Annotated in this window: 15 protein-coding genes; 3 read left to right on the top strand and 12 right to left on the bottom strand. The window is 67.1% G+C overall.

Annotated elements, in window-relative coordinates; genetic code table 11:
* Nucleotides 1-141: 141 nt before the first annotated feature.
* Nucleotides 142-1,134 (bottom strand): tRNA dihydrouridine(20/20a) synthase DusA, encoded by a 993-nt coding sequence (dusA, locus tag BLQ03_RS04595; protein WP_090753425.1) that lies wholly within the window; start codon nucleotides 1,132-1,134, stop codon nucleotides 142-144.
* Between the two features lie 133 nt (nucleotides 1,135-1,267).
* On the opposite strand from dusA, the gene BLQ03_RS04590 reads away from it, so the two are divergent.
* Nucleotides 1,268-1,645: a HesB/IscA family protein gene (locus BLQ03_RS04590; RefSeq protein ID WP_090753423.1), complete on the top strand. Its 378-nt coding sequence runs from the start codon at nucleotides 1,268-1,270 to the stop codon at nucleotides 1,643-1,645.
* 209 nt (nucleotides 1,646-1,854) lie between these two features.
* Entirely contained in the window at nucleotides 1,855-2,607 is a 753-nt protein-coding gene (tpiA, locus tag BLQ03_RS04585) for a triose-phosphate isomerase (RefSeq protein ID WP_090753422.1), read from the top strand.
* Between the two features lie 37 nt (nucleotides 2,608-2,644).
* Here tpiA and BLQ03_RS04580 read toward each other — a convergent pair whose 3' ends face one another.
* From BLQ03_RS04580 to BLQ03_RS04570, 3 genes are all read right to left on the bottom strand, one after another.
* The gene (locus BLQ03_RS04580) at nucleotides 2,645-3,742 is read right to left on the bottom strand and encodes an ABC transporter ATP-binding protein (protein WP_090753691.1); all 1,098 of its coding nucleotides are present in this window, start codon (nucleotides 3,740-3,742) and stop codon (nucleotides 2,645-2,647) included.
* Between the two features lie 89 nt (nucleotides 3,743-3,831).
* Complete coding sequence (locus tag BLQ03_RS04575; RefSeq protein ID WP_090753420.1) at nucleotides 3,832-4,638, bottom strand: ABC transporter permease; 807 nt, start codon at nucleotides 4,636-4,638, stop codon at nucleotides 3,832-3,834.
* The gene (locus tag BLQ03_RS04570; RefSeq protein WP_090753419.1) at nucleotides 4,635-5,504 is read right to left on the bottom strand and encodes an ABC transporter permease; all 870 of its coding nucleotides are present in this window, start codon (nucleotides 5,502-5,504) and stop codon (nucleotides 4,635-4,637) included. The genes BLQ03_RS04575 and BLQ03_RS04570 overlap by 4 nt, the downstream gene beginning before the upstream one ends.
* Before the next feature lie 237 nt (nucleotides 5,505-5,741).
* Here BLQ03_RS04570 and BLQ03_RS04565 point away from each other — a divergent pair, with 237 nt between their 5' ends.
* Nucleotides 5,742-6,866 (top strand): TRAP transporter substrate-binding protein, encoded by a 1,125-nt coding sequence (locus BLQ03_RS04565; protein ID WP_245688679.1) that lies wholly within the window; start codon nucleotides 5,742-5,744, stop codon nucleotides 6,864-6,866.
* A gap of 107 nt (nucleotides 6,867-6,973) precedes the next feature.
* Here the strand turns inward: BLQ03_RS04565 and BLQ03_RS04560 are convergent, their stop codons facing one another.
* The 8 genes from BLQ03_RS04560 to BLQ03_RS04525 form a co-directional block, all read right to left on the bottom strand.
* Nucleotides 6,974-9,031, bottom strand: a complete 2,058-nt coding sequence (locus BLQ03_RS04560; protein ID WP_090753415.1) for a TRAP transporter large permease — start codon at nucleotides 9,029-9,031, stop codon at nucleotides 6,974-6,976.
* Entirely contained in the window at nucleotides 9,028-9,696 is a 669-nt protein-coding gene (locus BLQ03_RS04555; protein ID WP_090753413.1) for a TRAP transporter small permease subunit, read from the bottom strand. Before BLQ03_RS04555 ends, BLQ03_RS04560 begins: the two co-directional genes overlap by 4 nt.
* Nucleotides 9,697-10,004: 308 nt before the next feature.
* On the bottom strand, nucleotides 10,005-11,978 hold the full coding sequence (locus BLQ03_RS04550; protein ID WP_245688678.1) for a TonB-dependent receptor plug domain-containing protein: 1,974 nt from the start codon (nucleotides 11,976-11,978) through the stop codon (nucleotides 10,005-10,007).
* 233 nt (nucleotides 11,979-12,211) lie between these two features.
* Nucleotides 12,212-13,723, bottom strand: a complete 1,512-nt coding sequence (locus BLQ03_RS04545) for a tripartite tricarboxylate transporter permease (protein ID WP_090753689.1) — start codon at nucleotides 13,721-13,723, stop codon at nucleotides 12,212-12,214.
* On the bottom strand, nucleotides 13,720-14,160 hold the full coding sequence (locus BLQ03_RS04540; RefSeq protein WP_090753408.1) for a tripartite tricarboxylate transporter TctB family protein: 441 nt from the start codon (nucleotides 14,158-14,160) through the stop codon (nucleotides 13,720-13,722). The genes BLQ03_RS04545 and BLQ03_RS04540 overlap by 4 nt, the downstream gene beginning before the upstream one ends.
* 3 nt (nucleotides 14,161-14,163) lie before the next feature.
* A complete protein-coding gene (locus tag BLQ03_RS04535) occupies nucleotides 14,164-15,150 on the bottom strand; it encodes a Bug family tripartite tricarboxylate transporter substrate binding protein (RefSeq protein ID WP_090753406.1) in 987 nt (328 codons plus the stop codon).
* 95 nt (nucleotides 15,151-15,245) lie between these two features.
* Nucleotides 15,246-15,533 carry a GNAT family N-acetyltransferase gene (locus tag BLQ03_RS04530; protein WP_090753404.1) on the bottom strand — a complete coding sequence of 96 codons (288 nt, stop codon included), beginning with the start codon at nucleotides 15,531-15,533 and terminating at the stop codon, nucleotides 15,246-15,248.
* A gap of 38 nt (nucleotides 15,534-15,571) precedes the next feature.
* Entirely contained in the window at nucleotides 15,572-16,225 is a 654-nt protein-coding gene (locus BLQ03_RS04525) for a protein-L-isoaspartate(D-aspartate) O-methyltransferase (protein ID WP_090753402.1), read from the bottom strand.
* Nucleotides 16,226-16,260: the final 35 nt, after the last annotated feature.

The raw sequence follows: 16,260 nt of genomic DNA, 5'->3' as shown, positions 1-16,260 counted from the left end.
GCGGCACGTCGATGAGGATTGCGAAAATTCGTTTGAGCCGAGGCGGTCAGCGGCAGTCTGCCCAGCAGGAAGCATCTCGGGTCAGCATGCCCTGTCTTGCACGGATCACAGGACGAGGCGGATTTCCGAAGCGTTAGGGTTTCACGCGAATTCCCGTGCGCCGACCGCCGCCAGCGCCGCGTCGTAGTCGTCCAGCGTGCCCGCCGAGCCTCGCTCGGACAGGATCCGCTTCCACATCCGGGCGCCGGGGCGACCGTGGAACAGCCCCAGCATGTGCCGCGTGATCTGGTGCATCCGTCCGCCGGTTTCGAGATGCCGCGCGATCACCTCGCGCATCGCAAGCGCGACCTCGGCCGGCTCTGCAAAGCGCGGCTCATCGCCCCATAGCCGGTCGGCCGCGCCGAGGATGGCCCAGGGCTCGTGATAGGCCGCGCGGCCGATCATTACGCCGTCCATGACCTCAAGGTGCTCGCTTGCCGCCTCGGCCGAACCAATGCCGCCGTTGATGGACAGATGCAGCTGCGGGAAAGCCGCCTTCATTGCATGGACCAGCGGATAGTCCAGCGGCGGGATCTCGCGGTTCTCGCGCGGGCTGAGGCCCTGCAGCCAGGCCTTGCGCGCGTGGATGGTGACGCGCCGGACACCAGCCGCGGCGATGGTGTCCAGGAAGGCGGGCAGCACCTCGGCGGGCTCCTGCTCGTCCACGCCGATGCGGCATTTCACCGTGACCTCGACGGGGCTGACCGCCTGCATGGCAGCCACGCAGTCCGCCACCAAGGCCGGAGTCTTCATCAGCACCGCACCGAAGCAGCCCGACTGCACCCGGTCGCTGGGGCAGCCGACGTTCAGGTTGATCTCGTCATAACCCCAGTCTGCGGCGATCCGGGTGGCCTCGCGCAGCTCCGCCGGGTCAGACCCGCCCAGCTGCAGCGCCACCGGATGCTCGGCCGCGTCATAATCCAGCAGCCGCGCCCGGTCGCCGTGGACGATGGCGGGCGCCGTCACCATCTCGGTGTAAAGCAACGCCCGGCGGCTGAGCAGGCGGTGGAAGCCCCGGCAGGCCCGGTCGGTCCAGTCCATCATGGGGGCGACGGACAGACGGGCGGCGCTGCGGACGGGGGTCTCGGCGGTCATCGGGGTGTTGCGGCTTTCCTCGGGATCGCGCCTTTTAGCAGCCGGAGCCTGAGACCGCAAACCCTGCGGCAGCACGGCTTGAGCGATCCGGCTGGGCTGCCTATCTTGGGGGCCAGCGCGAAAGGCCTCTCCCATGTTCTCGATCCCCGGAAAACCGCCCGTCACCATCACCCCTGCCGCCGAGGCGAGGATCGCCCGGTTGATGGCCGAAAGGGGCGCCTCGGGGCTGCGCATCGGCCTGAAGAAGGGCGGCTGCGCGGGAATGGAATACACGATGGAGCTGGCCGACACGCCCTCGCCCAACGACGAGGTCGTGGAACAGGGCGCTGCCCGCGTGCTGATCGCACCCACTGCGCAGATGTTCCTGTTCGGGACCGAGATCGACTATCACACGGGCCTGCTGGACAGCGGCTTCCGCTTCGTGAACCCGAACGTCACCGACACCTGCGGCTGCGGCGAATCGATCCGCTTCGAGCCGCTGGAGGGCTCGGCCGCGCGCCGCGACGGCTGAGGCAGTCCTTCGTCCGCGCCGGAGCCTCCGGCGGGGATATTTGAGGACAGAAGACGACCGGCGCCTATTCTGACCGCAAGGCAGTTCTCCTTTGTTCAAGTATCCCGGGGTCCGGGGCAGCGCCCCGGTCCGAGGGTGACGCCGGTACCCGCCCTTGATCCCCTGCACCCGGCCGCGCTAGGCCGTGGCCGACCCAACAGGAGGATCCCATGCCGCCCCGCAAGCTTGCCGCCGGAAACTGGAAGATGAACGGAACCCTCGCCTCTCTGGCCGAGGTGGACGCGCTGACGCGCGACTGTGGCACGGCAGGGGTCGAGATCCTTATCTGCCCCCCCGCCACGTTGATGCGCCCGATGGCAGACTGCATCGGGCGGGGCATCATTGCGGTCGCCGTCGGCGGCCAAGATTGCCACGCGAAGGAATCGGGCGCCCATACCGGCGACATCTCAGCCGAGCAGCTGCGCGACGCGGGTGCAAGCTACGTCATCGTCGGCCATTCCGAACGCCGTGCCGATCACGGCGAGACGGATGAGGACGTGGCGGCCAAGGCCGTCGCCGCCCACCGCGCCGGCATCGCCAGCGTCATCTGCCTGGGCGAGACGGAAGCGCAGCGCGACGCGAACGAGACGCTGGACGTGATCGCGCGGCAGCTTGCGGGCTCGGTCCCCGATTGCGCCACCGCCGCGAACACCGTCATCGCCTATGAGCCCGTCTGGGCCATCGGGACGGGCCGCACCCCCACGAACGACCAGATCGCCGAGGTTCATGCCGCCATGCGCGAGGCGCTGGTCGCGCGCTTTGCCGACGGGGCCGGGTTCCGCCTGCTTTACGGCGGCAGCGTCAAGCCCGCCAATGCCGCCGAGATCTTTGCCATCGCCCATGTCGATGGCGCGCTGGTGGGCGGGGCGAGCCTGAAGGCCGCGGACTTCGCGCCCATCGTCAAGGCGCTGGACGCCGCCTGAGCCCTTGGCGCGGCCCGGCAGTCCGGGCCGCCCTTCTTCAGCGGAAAAGGATCAGCGAGCCCGGCGACCAGCTGACCCGGGTGCGGGTGCCCAGGTCAGGCAGGTCGCGGCCGAAGACGTTGCGCATCGAGACGCGGATCGGGTGTCCCTTTCCGTCGAAGCGCGCCGAGCCGTCCAGCCGCACGTCGTAATAGGTCATGTCGCCGTAATAGACGATTTCCTCGATCGCACCGGCCGTCTCGCGGTTCGGTGCGGGCGCGTCGCGGGTCAGCAGCGTCACGGCCTCGGGACGGAAGCCGACGGATGGGCCGCTGTCGCCCGCATCCGCGCGGCTGACATTGGCGGCGGGAACCTCGAACTCGCCGAAGCCGGGGACGTCCACGCGGACGCCCGTCTCCGTATCACCGAGGATGCGGGCGGGCAGGAAGTTCATCACGCCGATGAAATCCGCAACGCGGCGGCTGGCAGGGCGGGTGTAAAGCTCTTCGGCGAAGGAAAGCTGGGCAATCTCGCCTTCGAACATGACGGCGATGCGGTCGGACATGACCAGCGCCTCTTCCTGGTCATGCGTCACCAGAACGAAGGTGATCCCGACCTGCCGCTGCAGCTTGATCAGTTCCACCTGCATCTGCTCGCGCATCTTGCGGTCGAGCGCCGACAGCGGCTCGTCCAGCAGCAGCACCTTGGGCTTGAGGATCAGGGCGCGCGCCAGTGCCACCCGCTGCCGCTGGCCACCCGACAGGGCGTGCGCCGCGCGGGCGCCGTAGCCGCGCAGGCCGACCATCGCCAGCGCCTCCTCGACCGCCGCCGCCTTTTCCGCCTTGGAGCGGGGATCGCGGCGCAATCCGAAGGCCACGTTTTCGGCAACCGTCAGGTGGGGGAAGATGGCATAGGACTGGAACACCATGTTCGTCGGCCGGACGTTGGCGGGGACGTTCGCCATGTCCTTGCCGTCGATCAGCACCACGCCCGAGCCGATGTCCTCGAACCCTGCGATGGTCCGCAACAGAGTGGTCTTGCCGCAGCCCGAAGGGCCGAGAAGCGAGAAGAACTCGGCCTCGCGGATCTTCAGGTCGATGCCACGCAGGGCGTGATAGTCGCCGTAATACTTGTGGACGTTCCGGCACTCGATCATCACGCGGCGCGTCTCGATCGGCGTGGGGCGGCCGTGCTCGTCTCTGGCGGGGCCGCCTTCGCGCACCACGGGCATGGGGTTTCGGGCGTTCACAGCAAGCCTCCGCTGCTCGACTGGCCGGTGCGGGCAGCGCCGCGACGGCGGAAATATTCGGCCACTGCCAGAAGCAGGATCGACATCATCACCAGCACCGTCCCCAGCGCCATGATCATCGGGATCGACTTGGGAAAGCGCAGCTGGCTGAAGATATAGGTGGGCAGGGTCGGTTCGTTCCCGGCCAGGAAGAAGGCGATGATGAACTCGTCCAGGCTGATGGTGAAGCTCATCAGCATGGCCGAGATGATGCCGGGCATGACCAGCGGCAGGATCACGAGGCGGAAGGCGCTCCACTTCGTTTCGCCGAGGTCATAGGCCGCCTCTTCCAGCGACTTGTCCAGCGACGAAAAGGCGGTGGTCATGATCGCCACGGCATAGGGCATGCAGATCAGCGTGTGGCCGATGATGACGGTCAGGATCGACAGCTGCACGCCCGCAGCCAGCAGCACCACCAGCAGCGAGATGCCGACGATGATTTCCGGCAGGATCAGCGGCAGCATGATCAGCCCCAAGGCTCCGCCCTTTCCCGGAAAGCGGTAGCGGGTCGAGGCGCGGGCCGCGAAGATCGCAAGGCAGGTCGCCAGCACGGCCGAGCTGAGCGCGATGGTCAGCGAGTTCCCCAGCGCGCGGCGCAGCGTGGCATTGCCCCACATCTGCTCGAACCACTGGCTCGTGAGGCCCTGCAGCGGGAAGGCGATGATGGTGCCCGAGTTGAAGGCGAAGATCGGCAGCAGCAGGATCGGCGCGTAAAGGAACAGCAGATACAGCAGCGCATAGGCACGCAGGCCCCCGCCCCTCATTGCCGGACCCTCAGGAAGCGGCGGTTGAGGAACAGGAAGATCAGCGACAGCACCCCCACGATGCCCATGGCCGTGACCGCGATGGCGGACCCCAGCGGCTTGTTGTCGATGTCCAGCATCTGCGCCTGGATCAGGTTCGCGACCATGGGGATCTTGCCGCCTCCGATCAGGGTAGGGGTGACGTAGTCGCCGATCGTCGGGATGAAGACGATCAGCACGGCGGCCAGCACGCCCGGCATGGCCAGCGGCAGGGTGACGCGCCAGAAGGTCATCAGCCGGCTTTCACCGAGGTCGCGGCCCGCTTCCAGCAGCGAGCGGTCGATCTTTTCCAGCGCGACATAGATCGGCAGGATGGCGAAGGGCGCATAGGCGTGCGCCAGCGTCACTACGATCGAGCCGGTGTTGTAGAGCAGGAAGGACAGCGGCTGCTCGATGATTCCCAGCGACTTCAGCCCCGAGTTGATGACGCCGTTGTAGCCAAGGATCACCTTCCACAGGAACACGCGGATCAGGTAGCTGGTCCAGAAGGGGATGGTGATCAGGAAGATCCACATCGCCTTGTGCCGGGACGCGACCACGAAGGACAGGAAATAGGCCACGGGAAAGGCCAGCACGACCGTTGCCAGCGTGACCAGCCCCGCGACCCACAGCGACCGCAGCATCAGGGTGCGGAAGATCGGGTCGGCCCAGACGGCCAGATAGTTCTCGAAGGTGAATTCGCGGATGACGGTCTGGTAGCCGTCCTTGAGGAACGAGAAGGTCAGGATCGTCAGCAGCGGGATCGCCAGCATCAGGATGGCGTAAACCAGGGGCGGTGCGACCATGCGCAGCCCCTGGGCGGCCTCGCTGCCGTTTCCGGTCGCCATTTCCTGTCCCTGCCCCAGCTTGTTCCGGTCGCATCGATTCCACAGACGCGACCAAAGGGAAAGACGCTTTCGCGCCTCGAGACTGCCTCTTGCACAAAGGGCTAACCTGCTGGCGCGCTTTCCTTCGCATGACCGCAACGTCATGTGGACAGCGGCCTGCCTGCAATGCAATCTGCACCGCGCGAACGGGCGGCGGCCGGGTCAAGGCCGCACGCCCGGCACAGAGGAGGACATGACTTGACCGACAAGACCAAACTCGACCGCCGCCGGTTCCTGACGACCGCCTCGCTGGGCGGTGCTGCGGCTGCGGCGGGAACGACCCTGGCGGCGCCCGCCATCGCGCAGGAGATGCCCGCGATCAACTGGCGCGTCGCCTCGTCCTTCCCCAAGTCGCTGGAAACCATCTACGGCAGCGGCGTGGACGTGTCCGAGCGCGTCAAGGCCATGACCGACGGCAAGTTCAACCTGCAGGTCTTCGCGGCCGGCGAGATCGTCCCCGGCCTGCAGGCCATCGACGCGGCGACCGACGGCACGGTCGAGGTCGCGAACTCGGTGGGCTACTACAGTTGGGGCAAGGACCCGGCCTTTGCCTGCGGTGCGGACCTGCCCTGGACCTTCAACGCGCGCGGCAAGGCGGCCTACAACTATCACGGCGGCGGGATCGACTCCTACAACGAGTTTCTGGCCAAGCAGAACCTGGTCTGCTTCCCCGTCGGCAACACGGGCGCGCAGATGGGCGGCTGGTACCGCAAGCAGATCGGCAGCGTGGCCGACATGCAGGGCCTGAAGATGCGGATCTCGGGCCTCGCTGGCCGCGTGGTGGAAAAGCTGGGCGTCGTACCGCAGCAGATCGCCGGCGGCGACATCTATCCGGCGCTGGAGAAGGGCACCATCGACGCCGCCGAGTGGGTCGGCCCCTATGATGACGAGAAGCTGGGCTTCCAGAAGGTCGCGCCCTTCTACTATTACCCCGGCTTCTGGGAAGGCGGACCGACGGTGGGGATGTTCTTCAACCTCGCCAAGTGGAACGAGCTGCCCGAGGTCTACAAGTCGATCCTCCGCACGGCCTGCCAGGCGACCGACCTGAACACGCTGTCGGAATACGACTACAAGAACCCGCCCGCGCTGAAGCGGCTGGCCCAATCGGGCGCACAGCCCCTGCCCTTCCCGGAAGACGTGATGATGGCCGCCTTCGACGCCTCGCGCCAAGTCTATGACGAGCTGTCGAACGAAAACGCCGAGTTCAAGCGGATGTGGGAAGCGCAGAAGCCCTTCCTGAACGACTGGTATCTTTACGGCCAGACGACGGACTACACCTTCGACACGATGATGATGATCCAGCAGCGCAACGGCAAGCTGTAAGCCGACGCCGAGGCAAAGAAGCCGCCGTCCCTCGGGGCGGCGGCTTTCCCGTTGGCCGGGCAGCGCGAGAAATGAAAAGGGCGCCCCTGTAGGCGCCCTTTCTTCGTTCAGTTGGCGGCGGGAGCCGGCGGTGCAGGCGTGACCGGGACCGTCACTGTCTCGCTCGTCACCGCGCCGCTGGCAGGATTACCGGCCGCAGGCGCCCCGAAGTTTGGCGGAGTGCCGAGACCACTGGCGGGCGCTGCCGCAGGCGCCGCGGGCGCGCCGAAGTTCGGCGGAGCGCCAAGGTCGACGCCCGGCGCTGCCGGAGCCGGAGTCGTCGCAGCAGGGGCAGCAGGCGCGCCGAAGCTCGGCGGCGAGTTCAGCCCGCCCAGCCCTCCCGCGGAAGGAGCCGCCGGAGCTGCCGCGTCAGGCTGCGTGGGCGCAGGCGTCGCAGGCGCTCCGAACGGATTGCCCAGGCCACCCAGGCCGCCGGGTGCAGCACCCGGTGCGGCCGGCGCCCCGAAGGGGTTGCCGCCAAGTCCGCCCAGGCCGCCGCCCAATCCTCCGCCAAGGTTACCTGACGGGAAGCTGACCTCGACATTCGAGGTGTCTATCGCCGGCCCCTTGTAGTGCATCACCAGCCCCGGGAAGATCATGACGATGGCGACCATCACCAGCTGGATGCAGACATAGGGAACGGCACCCCAGTAGATCTGACCGGTCCGCACCGGCTCCATCATCAGGCCGGTCACCTTGTCCTTGTAGGGGACCTTGGGCGCGACCGAGCGCAGGAAGAACAGCGAGAAGCCGAAGGGCGGGTGCATGAACGAGGTCTGCATGTTCACGCCCAGCAGGACGCCGAACCAGATCAGGTCGATGCCGAGGCTTTCCGCCGCGGGGGCCAGCAACGGGACGATGATGAAGGCCAGTTCGAAGAAGTCGAGGAAGAAGGCCAGCAGGAACACGAGGATCGAGACGACGATCAGGAAGCCGTATTCGCCCCCCGGCAGCGAGGTCAGCAGGTGCTCGACCCAGATATGCCCGTTCACCCCGTAGAATGTCAGAGAGAAGACCCGCGCCCCGATCAGGATGAACATGACAAAGGCCGACAGCCGCGTCGTCGCCGTCAGCGCCTGCGGGATGACGCCGCCGCCCAGGCGGCCCTTGGCGCCCGCCAGGATCAGCGCGCCCACGGCACCCATCGCGCCGCCCTCGGTCGGTGTGGCGATGCCCAGGAAGATCGTGCCCAGCACCAGGAAGATCAGCGCCAGCGGCGGGATCAGCACGATGATGACCTGCTGCGCCAGCCGGCTCATCACGTTGGTCTTCAGCGTCCGGTCCAGCAGCGCCAGCACGTAGATGACCAGAACGGCGGCCGAGGGCGCAAGGATGTCGGCGTTGGTGCCGTAGGCCGGCTGCATCCGGACGAACAGCGCATAGGCCAGCGCCCCGGTCAGGACTAGCGCCACCAGCAGCGAGGTTACGCCCGACCCCAGCGTCCGCGCCTCTTTCGGCAGCGCGGGCATCGAGTTCGGCCGGATGATCGACATCACGAAAATATAGGACAGGTAGAACCCGGTCAGCACGAGGCCCGGGATCATGGCGCCCTTGTACATGTCGCCCACAGACCGGCCGAGCTGGTCAGCCAGCACGATCAGCACGAGGCTGGGCGGAATGATCTGCGCCAGCGTGCCCGAGGCCGCGATGGTCCCCGAGGCGATCCGCCGGTCATAGCCATAGCGCAGCATGATCGGCAGCGAGATCAGGCCCATGGCGATCACTGAGGCCGCCACCACGCCCGTCGTGGCCGCCAGCAGGGCGCCAACGATGATGACGGCATAGGCGAGCCCGCCGCGCACGGGGCCGAACAGCTGACCGATGGTGTCCAGCAGGTCCTCGGCCATACCCGATTTCTCGAGCACGATCCCCATGAAGGTGAAGAAAGGGATCGCCAGCAATGTCTCGTTGGATAACAGGCCCCACAACCGTTCCGGCATGGCCTGAAGCAGGTTCCAGGACAGGTTGATGTTGCCGCCAGACAGCGGCGCCAGTTCCACTCCGATGATGAAGAACAGCAGGCCGTTCGCCGCCAGCGCAAAGGCGACGGGATAGCCCAGCAGCAGGAACACCACGAGGCTTGCGAACATGATCGGCGCCATGTTCTGCGCGATCAGTTCCATCATTTGCGCGTTCCCCGGTCGGTGTAGTTGGTGCTGTGGTCGGCCGGATGGCCAAGCATCTCGTCCGTGACCGGATGGTCAGGGTCGGCAAAGCCCGCCTCGGACAGCAGCTTGTCGTCGATCTCGACCGCGCCATGGGCCGAGAAATGCGCCTGCGTGTCGGGAATGATGCCGCGCATCACCGCGATCTTCTTGATGATCTCGGAAATGCCTTGGAAGAACAGCAGGATGAAACCCGCCAGCAGCAGCGCCTTGGCCGGCCACAGGACCAGTCCGCCCGCGTTCATCGAGCGTTCGCCCGACGCGATCGACCGTTCCAGCCAAGGCACCATCAGCCAGATCATCAGGATCACGAAGGGCATCAGGAACAGCAGATGCCCGATCAGGTCGATCCAGTGCTGGGTGCGCCGCGACCGCCCGCCGTAAAGGATGTCGATGCGGATGTGTTCGTTTTCCAGCAACGTATAGGCCGCGGCCAGCAGGAAGGCTGCGCCGAACAGATACCATTGCAGTTCAAGCCAGGCGTTCGAGGAAATCGACCACACCTTTCGGATGATCGCGTTCCCCGCGCTGACGAGCACGGCGACCAGGATCAGCCAGCTGACGCTGCGCCCGATCACCGTGTTGATGCGGTCGATGCCGCGAGACATGGCCAGCAGGCCGCTCATGTCGAGATCCCTCCCCGTCGCTGCCGCTTGCATGGCCTTGCCGGCCTGTCTCCTGCGGCCCTGATTGTCGCGCGGATATGGAGGAGCAGCCTGCTACGGGTCAAGCGTTTCCGTGGCGTTGAGGAACCGGGCGGATGATGAGGGGCCGCCGCTTTCGTAAGAGGTTGCGCAGCCTTGCCGGCCGCCGTTGCAGACCGTGCAGTTCCGACGATTGCCTGTGATCAGAAATTGCCGGGCACGGCACCGCCCCGACATGACGAAGGCCCGGCCAGGGATCACCGGCCGGGCCTGCCATTCCGGACGTCCGATCAGAAGCGGGTCGTCAGGCCCAGCTTGAACAAGCGACCGTCCTCACGATAGTCCACGTCCGCGTCGGGCTGGTCGTTGAACAGGTTGTCTACGCTTGCGTAGAACAGCGAGCTTTCGGTCAGGTCATAGCGCGCCGAGACGTCCACGATGTAATAGGGATCGCTGTTCTGCCCGGCCGGAACCGACGGCTGTTCGCCCGGCCCCAGATCCACGTCGTCCGCAACGACATATCCCGCCTGCTTGCCGACATAGGTGACCTGCCCCGACAGGTTCAGGCGGTCGTTCGCCTGCCACGCCAGACCGGTCGTGACGTTCCATTCGGGGGTCGTCGCCATCGGATAGGCGGTGTCGAAGTCGCCGTACTTGAACTCGGACTTGGCGATATAGGTGCCCGAGGTCGTCCAGACGAGGTCGTCGTTCACATGGTGCTCGACGCCGAACTCGATGCCCGAGGTCTTGCCGTAGTCGAAGTTGTCGCGCTGGAACAGGGGGCTGCCGTCGGGCGTGAACTCGCCGGTGCGGCGGGCGCTCAGCATGTTCTCGACGTCGTTGTAGAAGGCGGTGACTTCCCAGCTGGTGTCCGCGCCCTGGTAGTTCAGGCCGATCTCGTAGTTGTCCGAGGTCTCGGGGTCGAGGTCGGGGTTGCCGATGATCGTGCAGGGGCCGACATAGGGTTTGCAGCCGTTCCCGCGCGAGCCCATCTGGTAGTTCGGGTTGAGGTTGCGCAGGTCGGGCGCGACGAAGGCCTGCGCATAGCCCGCCTTCAGCATCAGCCCGTTGCCCAGATCATAGTTCGCGTAAAGCCGCGGCGTGACGTGGTTGCCATATTTCTCGTGATGGTCGAGCCGCAGGCCGCCCGTCAGGCTCAGGGCGTCCGTCACCTGCCACCGACCCTCGGCATAAAGCGCGGCGGTATCGACCGAGCCCTCGATCAGCGCATCCGAGGTCGTGATCGGATCGGTCAGTTCCTCGCGCGCCAGGAGCCCGCCAAGGGTATAGTCCAAGGTGCGGCCGCCCACCGTCGCCTGCGAGGTGTAGCGGGACTCGAGCGTGACCGTGTCGTATTCGATGGGGTCGTTCCAGTCCGACCCTTCCTCGTCCCAGGTCTTGTTCTCGGACTGCTCGTAGCGAAGGTAGCTGGACAGCGAACCGTTGCCGAGCTGCCATTCGTTCGTTGCCGCGAGGCTCAGCTTCGAGACCTCGTTCGAGTCGGGCTCGTCACCCGCGCCCAAGTAGTCGTCCACCGAAGCCTGAGCCTCGAAGCCCCATTCCTGCCCGTCCCGCGGCGTCCAGGTCAGGCGGGCGCCGGCGGTCTGGGTGCGGGTGCCGTTGCTGGTATAGTTGGGGATCATCTCGCCCCGGCTTTCGGTGAAGCCATAGGGCTCGTCAGGCGCCTCGATTTCCGACAGCTTCAGCCAGGCCGCCAGGCTGAGGTTCTGGCCGAGCGGCCCCGAGAGATAACCCGAGATCGAGCGGCTGTCGGCAGTGGTGCTTTCATCCGCGATGCCAAATTCGGTCGTGACCGATCCCGACCAGACGTCGGTGCCCTTCTTGGTGATGATATTGACGACACCGCCCATCGCGTCCGAGCCGTAAAGCGTGGACATCGGCCCGCGCACCACCTCGATCCGCTCGATGGCATCCACCGGGACGATCTGCAGGTCGCCGCTGTAGTGCCGAGCAAAGGTGTTGCGGGTGCTGACCCTCTTGCCGTCGATCAGCGTCAGGGTGCGGTTGCTGGACAGCCCGCGGAAGGACACGCCCGAGTTGCCGTCGTTGCCGCGGGTCAGGTTCAGCCCCGGCACGGTCCGCAGCAGATCGCGGACATCGCGCGCGCCGCTGGTCTGGATCGTTTCCTGGTCGATCACGGTGATCGACGCCGGCGCATCCTGGACAGAGGTTGCGATCGAGGAGGCGGAGGTCACCAGGATCTCGTCCAGAACGATATTTTCGGCGGCATCCTGGGCGTACACGACAGGCGCACATACAGCGGTCAGGGCCGTGACGGAAAGAAGAAGGGAACGAACACGGCGGGAATGTGCGCGGCTGAGCGGCATGAGCGACCTTCGACAAAGACGAGAGATGTTGCCTGGGAGCCGATCTGGATGCGAACCGACATACCTTGGTAATTCAGTCGGGTTCTACTTGGAAGGCGCCCGGCTGCAACCTGAAAATGCCGCGAAAATGAAAATCCGTGTTCTTTTCGTCACATATGCCCACTGTGTTCAGTCCGGTCGAGCTTGCGCCGCCACGTATTCCACAGCGAAAGAGCGATCAGCACGACCGTGACCAGCACGAACCCCGCCGCGATTGGCCGTTCCAGGAAGATCATCGGGTCGCCGCGAGAGATCAGCATGGCGCGGCGCAGGTTCGTCTCGATCAGCGGACCCAGAACGAAGCCCAGCAGCAGCAGCGCCGGGCTGAAGCGGGCAAGCGACAGCAGGTAACCGCCCAGACCGATGGCCGCGACGGCGAGGATGTCGAAGCCGGATCCCCGCACGGACCAGGCGCCCATGCACATGAAGACGATGATCGCCGGGTAGAGCCAGCGGAACGGGATGCGCAGCATCGACACCCAGATCCCGATCAGCGGCAGGTTCAGGATCAGCAGCAGCAGGTTGCCGATGCCGAAGCTGACGACGAGACCCCAGAACATGTCCGGTCGCGCTTCCAGCATCATCGGTCCCGGCTGGATGCCGTGGATCACCAGCGCGCCCAACATCAGCGCCATGATCGGGTCGCCAGGGATGCCAAGCGTCAGCGTCGGCACGAAGGCGGTGATGGCGGCGGCGTTGTTGGCGGCCTCGGGTCCGGCCACGCCCTCGATCGCGCCATTGCCGAAGCGCTCGGGCTGGCGGGCGACGCGGCGTTCCATTGCATAGGACAGGAAGGAGGAAATCGTCGAACCCGTCCCCGGCAGCGCCCCGAAGAAGCTGCCAAGCGCGGTGCCGCGCAGCGTGGGCCAGGTCATGCGGCTCAGGTCGTTGCGGGTCGGCATCAGCTGGCGCAGGGTGACGCGCTCGGGCGTGCCCTGCCGCTCGGCGCTGCGGATGTTGCCGATGACCTCGGCCACACCGAAGAGGCCCATAGCCAGCGCGACAAGGTTCACGCCGTCCATCATCTCGGTCACGCCAAAGGTGAAGCGCTGCGTGCCCGAGTTCACGTCCGTGCCCACGGTGCCAAGGATCAGCCCCAGCGTGACCATGGCAAAGCCCTTGGCGGGCGCGTCAGACCCCACGGTCGAGGCCGCCACCAGCCCCAGCACCATCATTGCCGCGTAGTCCGCCGCGCCAAACTGGGTCGCGGCACGCGACAGCCAGCCCGCCAGCACCACCAGCACAACGATAGCCAGGATCGAGCCTACGAAGGACGACATCATGGACGCGAACAGCGCCACGCCTGCGCGCCCTTGCCGCGCCATGGGATAGCCATCCAGCGTCGTCACCGCCGATTGCGGCGTTCCCGGCAGGCGCAGCAGGATCGACGCCACCGCGCCGCCGTATTGCGAGCCGTAGTAAACGCCCGCCAGCATGATCAGCGCGGATTCGGGCGTGATGTAGTAGGTGATCGGCAGCAGCAGCGAGATTGCGGCCATCGCCCCGATCCCCGGCAGCACGCCGATGAAGGTCCCCAGCACGACGCCGATCACGCAATACAGCATCACCGTCGGCTGCAGGGCCACGGAAAAGCCGTGCAGCAGTCCCTCCCACGCGGTCATGCGGGCCACACGGGGATGGAAAGGCGCAGACCCACCGAGAAGACCAGCCAGGTGATCAGGCTGACGACGCCCGCAAGAACCACACGCCATGCAATGCCGCCCTGGGGCGCGGGAACCGAGGCGACCAGCACCGCCAGCATCGTCGCGGGGACCAGCCCCAGCCGCGCCATGCCAAGGCCGAAGATCAGGATCGAGGCCAGCACGCACAACGCCTCGCGCCATGCGACCGCGACTGCCTGCCCCGGACGCGACCACGCAGGCAGCGCAATGGTCGCGCCGAAGATCGCCAGCATCACGCCCAGCCCCAGGGGAAGGAAACCCGGCCCCATGCGGCGGAGGGTGCCCGTGTCGTAATGCGCGGCGCTATAAGCGGCGACCGCCAGCCCCAGCGCCGCCATGGCGCCGCCGCCCAGCAGGTCCGTCCAGTCGCGCCGCATCGCTCAGTCCGCCGCGCCGATCCTGTCGATCACCGCGCCCCACAGGGCGGTGTCGACCTCGATGCGGGCGCCCAGATCCTCGGGCGCGCCGCCCTGCGCCTGCCAGCCCATGTCCAGAAGCTTCCGCTGCACCTCGGCATCGGCCAGGATCGCGTTGATCTCGGTGTTCAGGCGCTGGATCACGGCGGGGTCGGTGCCGGCGGGCGCGATGACGGCGTTCCACAGCTCGGCGTTGAAATCGGCGGGCAGCCCGGCCTGCCCCGCGATCACCGGCGCGTCCGGCACCTGCGGGAAGGGCTCGGCCGAAGTGACGCCCAGGATCTTCATCGTGCCGGCTTCGACATGGGGCAGCGCGGCCGAGGGCGCCATGAAGCCCGCGTCGATCTCTCCGCCCAGGATCGAGGTCGTGACCTCGGCATAGCTGGCGAAGGGAATGTGCAGCATCTCGACGCCTGCCGCATCCGCGAACAGCTCGGCGGTCAGATGCGCGCCCGAGCCCTGCCCGACCGAGCCGTAGCTGATCGCCTCCGGCTCGGCCCGGGCCGCCTCGATGAAGCTGGCGATGTCGGTGGGTTTGGCCTCGGTCGCCATTGCCAGCACCAGTGGCGAGGTTGCCAGCAGCGCCACGGGGGCGATGTCCTGGGCCACGTCATAGCCGAGATCGGGCGTCAGGCGGGCCGAGGTGGTCAGCGGGCCGTTGATGGTGACACCGAAGGAATGGTTGTCGCGCTTGGCTGCCAGCATCTGCTGGACACCGATCACGCCACCCGCGCCTGCCTTGTTCTCGACCACCACCGGCTGCCCGAGGCGCTGGGCCAGGGGCTCGGTGATCAGCCGCGCCAGGGTGTCGGGCGAGGACCCTGCCGGGAAGCCGACATAGACATGGACCGGCCCGGTCGGCCAGGTGGCCTCCTGCGCCCAGGCGGCAAGCGGCGACAGGCCGATCGTCAGGGCGGCGGTCAGGATCGTGCGGCGGGTGGGCAGGGTCATGGGCGCGGTCCTTCAATATGCGTGGTCGGCCCGGGTTCTGCCCATGCCCGCGCCCGCCCGTCAACCCCGCCGGGTGGAAACGTGACAGCCCTGCCTCAGCCCGGCAGGACGTCTCGCCAATCCGCGTGCCGCCGGAACTGCGCGGCGGCGAAGCTGCAGATGGGCAGGATCTTGCGGCCGCTCCGGCGGGCATCCTCGACCGCGCGCCAGACCAGCGCCTTGCCCAGGGACCGCCCGCGCAGTTCGGGCGGGACAAAGGTGTGGTCGATGACGTCCACGCTTTCCGAGGCGGTCCAGGTCATCTCGGCCTCGGCCCCGTCGATCCGGGCGACATAGCGCCCGCCCTTGCCGCCTTCCTCGCGTTCGATCTCAAACTCGGCCATCCTCGTGTCCTTTCCTCGCCGCCCTGTTGTGGGCGGGATCAGCTGTCCTCGGCAAAGCCCTCGGCCCCGATCAGGGGCACGAAGGCCACGGCGCCCAGGTCGTCCTGCCGCAGCCCGTCCGGCGTGCGGCACAGGCGGACAAGCTGCTGCGGCCCGGATCGTTCCCCCACCGGCATCACAAGCCGCCCGCCCGGCGCAAGCTGCGCCACCAGCGCGGCCGGCACCTCGGGACCCGCGGCAGAGACAAGGATCACGTCGAAGGCGCCGCCGCCGGGCCAGCCCCCGGTCCCGTCGCCCTGCCGGACCTCGACATTGTCATAGCCCAGCCGCGCCAGTCTTTCGCGCGCGGCCTCTGCCAGCGCCCCGATGCGTTCCACGGCGCAGACCTGCGCGCCGAGGCGGCTTGCCACGGCGGCGGCATAGCCGGACCCTGCCCCGATCTCGAGCACACGGTCCTGCGGCCCGATCCCGGCCGCCTCCAGCATCAATGCCACGATGAAGGGCTGCGAGATGGTCTGGCCTTCGCCGATGGCGAGGGGCCGGTCGACATGCGCCCCGTCGGCCAGATGCGACGGAACGAAGGCCTCGCGCGGGACCTCGCGCATGGCCCGCAGCACCCCCGGATCGCAGACCCCACGTGCCGCGATCTGCGTCTCGACCATGCGCTCGCGCTCCGTCCGAGGGTCCGGCATCGCCTTGGTCCCGTGTCACCGATGCAGGGGTCAAC

Source organism: Paracoccus chinensis (assembly GCF_900102885.1).
GTDB lineage: Bacteria > Pseudomonadota > Alphaproteobacteria > Rhodobacterales > Rhodobacteraceae > Paracoccus > Paracoccus chinensis.
The sequence above is the reverse complement of the archived record's forward strand: the minus strand, read 5'-3'. Positions and strand labels throughout refer to the sequence as shown.

Bases quoted from the DNA above. Each gene is read 5' to 3' on its own strand.
- BLQ03_RS04570 (WP_090753419.1), bottom strand. From the start codon at position 5,504: ATGGCGACCGGAAACGGCAGCGAGGCCGCCCAGGGGCTGCGCATGGTC.
- BLQ03_RS04590 (WP_090753423.1), top strand. From the start codon at position 1,268: ATGTTCTCGATCCCCGGAAAACCGCCCGTCACCATCACCCCTGCCGCC.
- tpiA (WP_090753422.1), top strand. From the start codon at position 1,855: ATGCCGCCCCGCAAGCTTGCCGCCGGAAACTGGAAGATGAACGGAACC.
- BLQ03_RS04530 (WP_090753404.1), bottom strand. From the start codon at position 15,533: ATGGCCGAGTTTGAGATCGAACGCGAGGAAGGCGGCAAGGGCGGGCGC.
- dusA (WP_090753425.1), bottom strand. From the start codon at position 1,134: ATGACCGCCGAGACCCCCGTCCGCAGCGCCGCCCGTCTGTCCGTCGCC.
- BLQ03_RS04535 (WP_090753406.1), bottom strand. From the start codon at position 15,150: ATGACCCTGCCCACCCGCCGCACGATCCTGACCGCCGCCCTGACGATC.
- BLQ03_RS04560 (WP_090753415.1), bottom strand. From the start codon at position 9,031: ATGATGGAACTGATCGCGCAGAACATGGCGCCGATCATGTTCGCAAGC.
- BLQ03_RS04545 (WP_090753689.1), bottom strand. From the start codon at position 13,723: ATGACCGCGTGGGAGGGACTGCTGCACGGCTTTTCCGTGGCCCTGCAG.
- BLQ03_RS04525 (WP_090753402.1), bottom strand. From the start codon at position 16,225: ATGCCGGACCCTCGGACGGAGCGCGAGCGCATGGTCGAGACGCAGATC.
- BLQ03_RS04580 (WP_090753691.1), bottom strand. From the start codon at position 3,742: ATGATCGAGTGCCGGAACGTCCACAAGTATTACGGCGACTATCACGCC.
- BLQ03_RS04540 (WP_090753408.1), bottom strand. From the start codon at position 14,160: ATGCGGCGCGACTGGACGGACCTGCTGGGCGGCGGCGCCATGGCGGCG.
- BLQ03_RS04555 (WP_090753413.1), bottom strand. From the start codon at position 9,696: ATGAGCGGCCTGCTGGCCATGTCTCGCGGCATCGACCGCATCAACACG.
- BLQ03_RS04575 (WP_090753420.1), bottom strand. From the start codon at position 4,638: ATGAGGGGCGGGGGCCTGCGTGCCTATGCGCTGCTGTATCTGCTGTTC.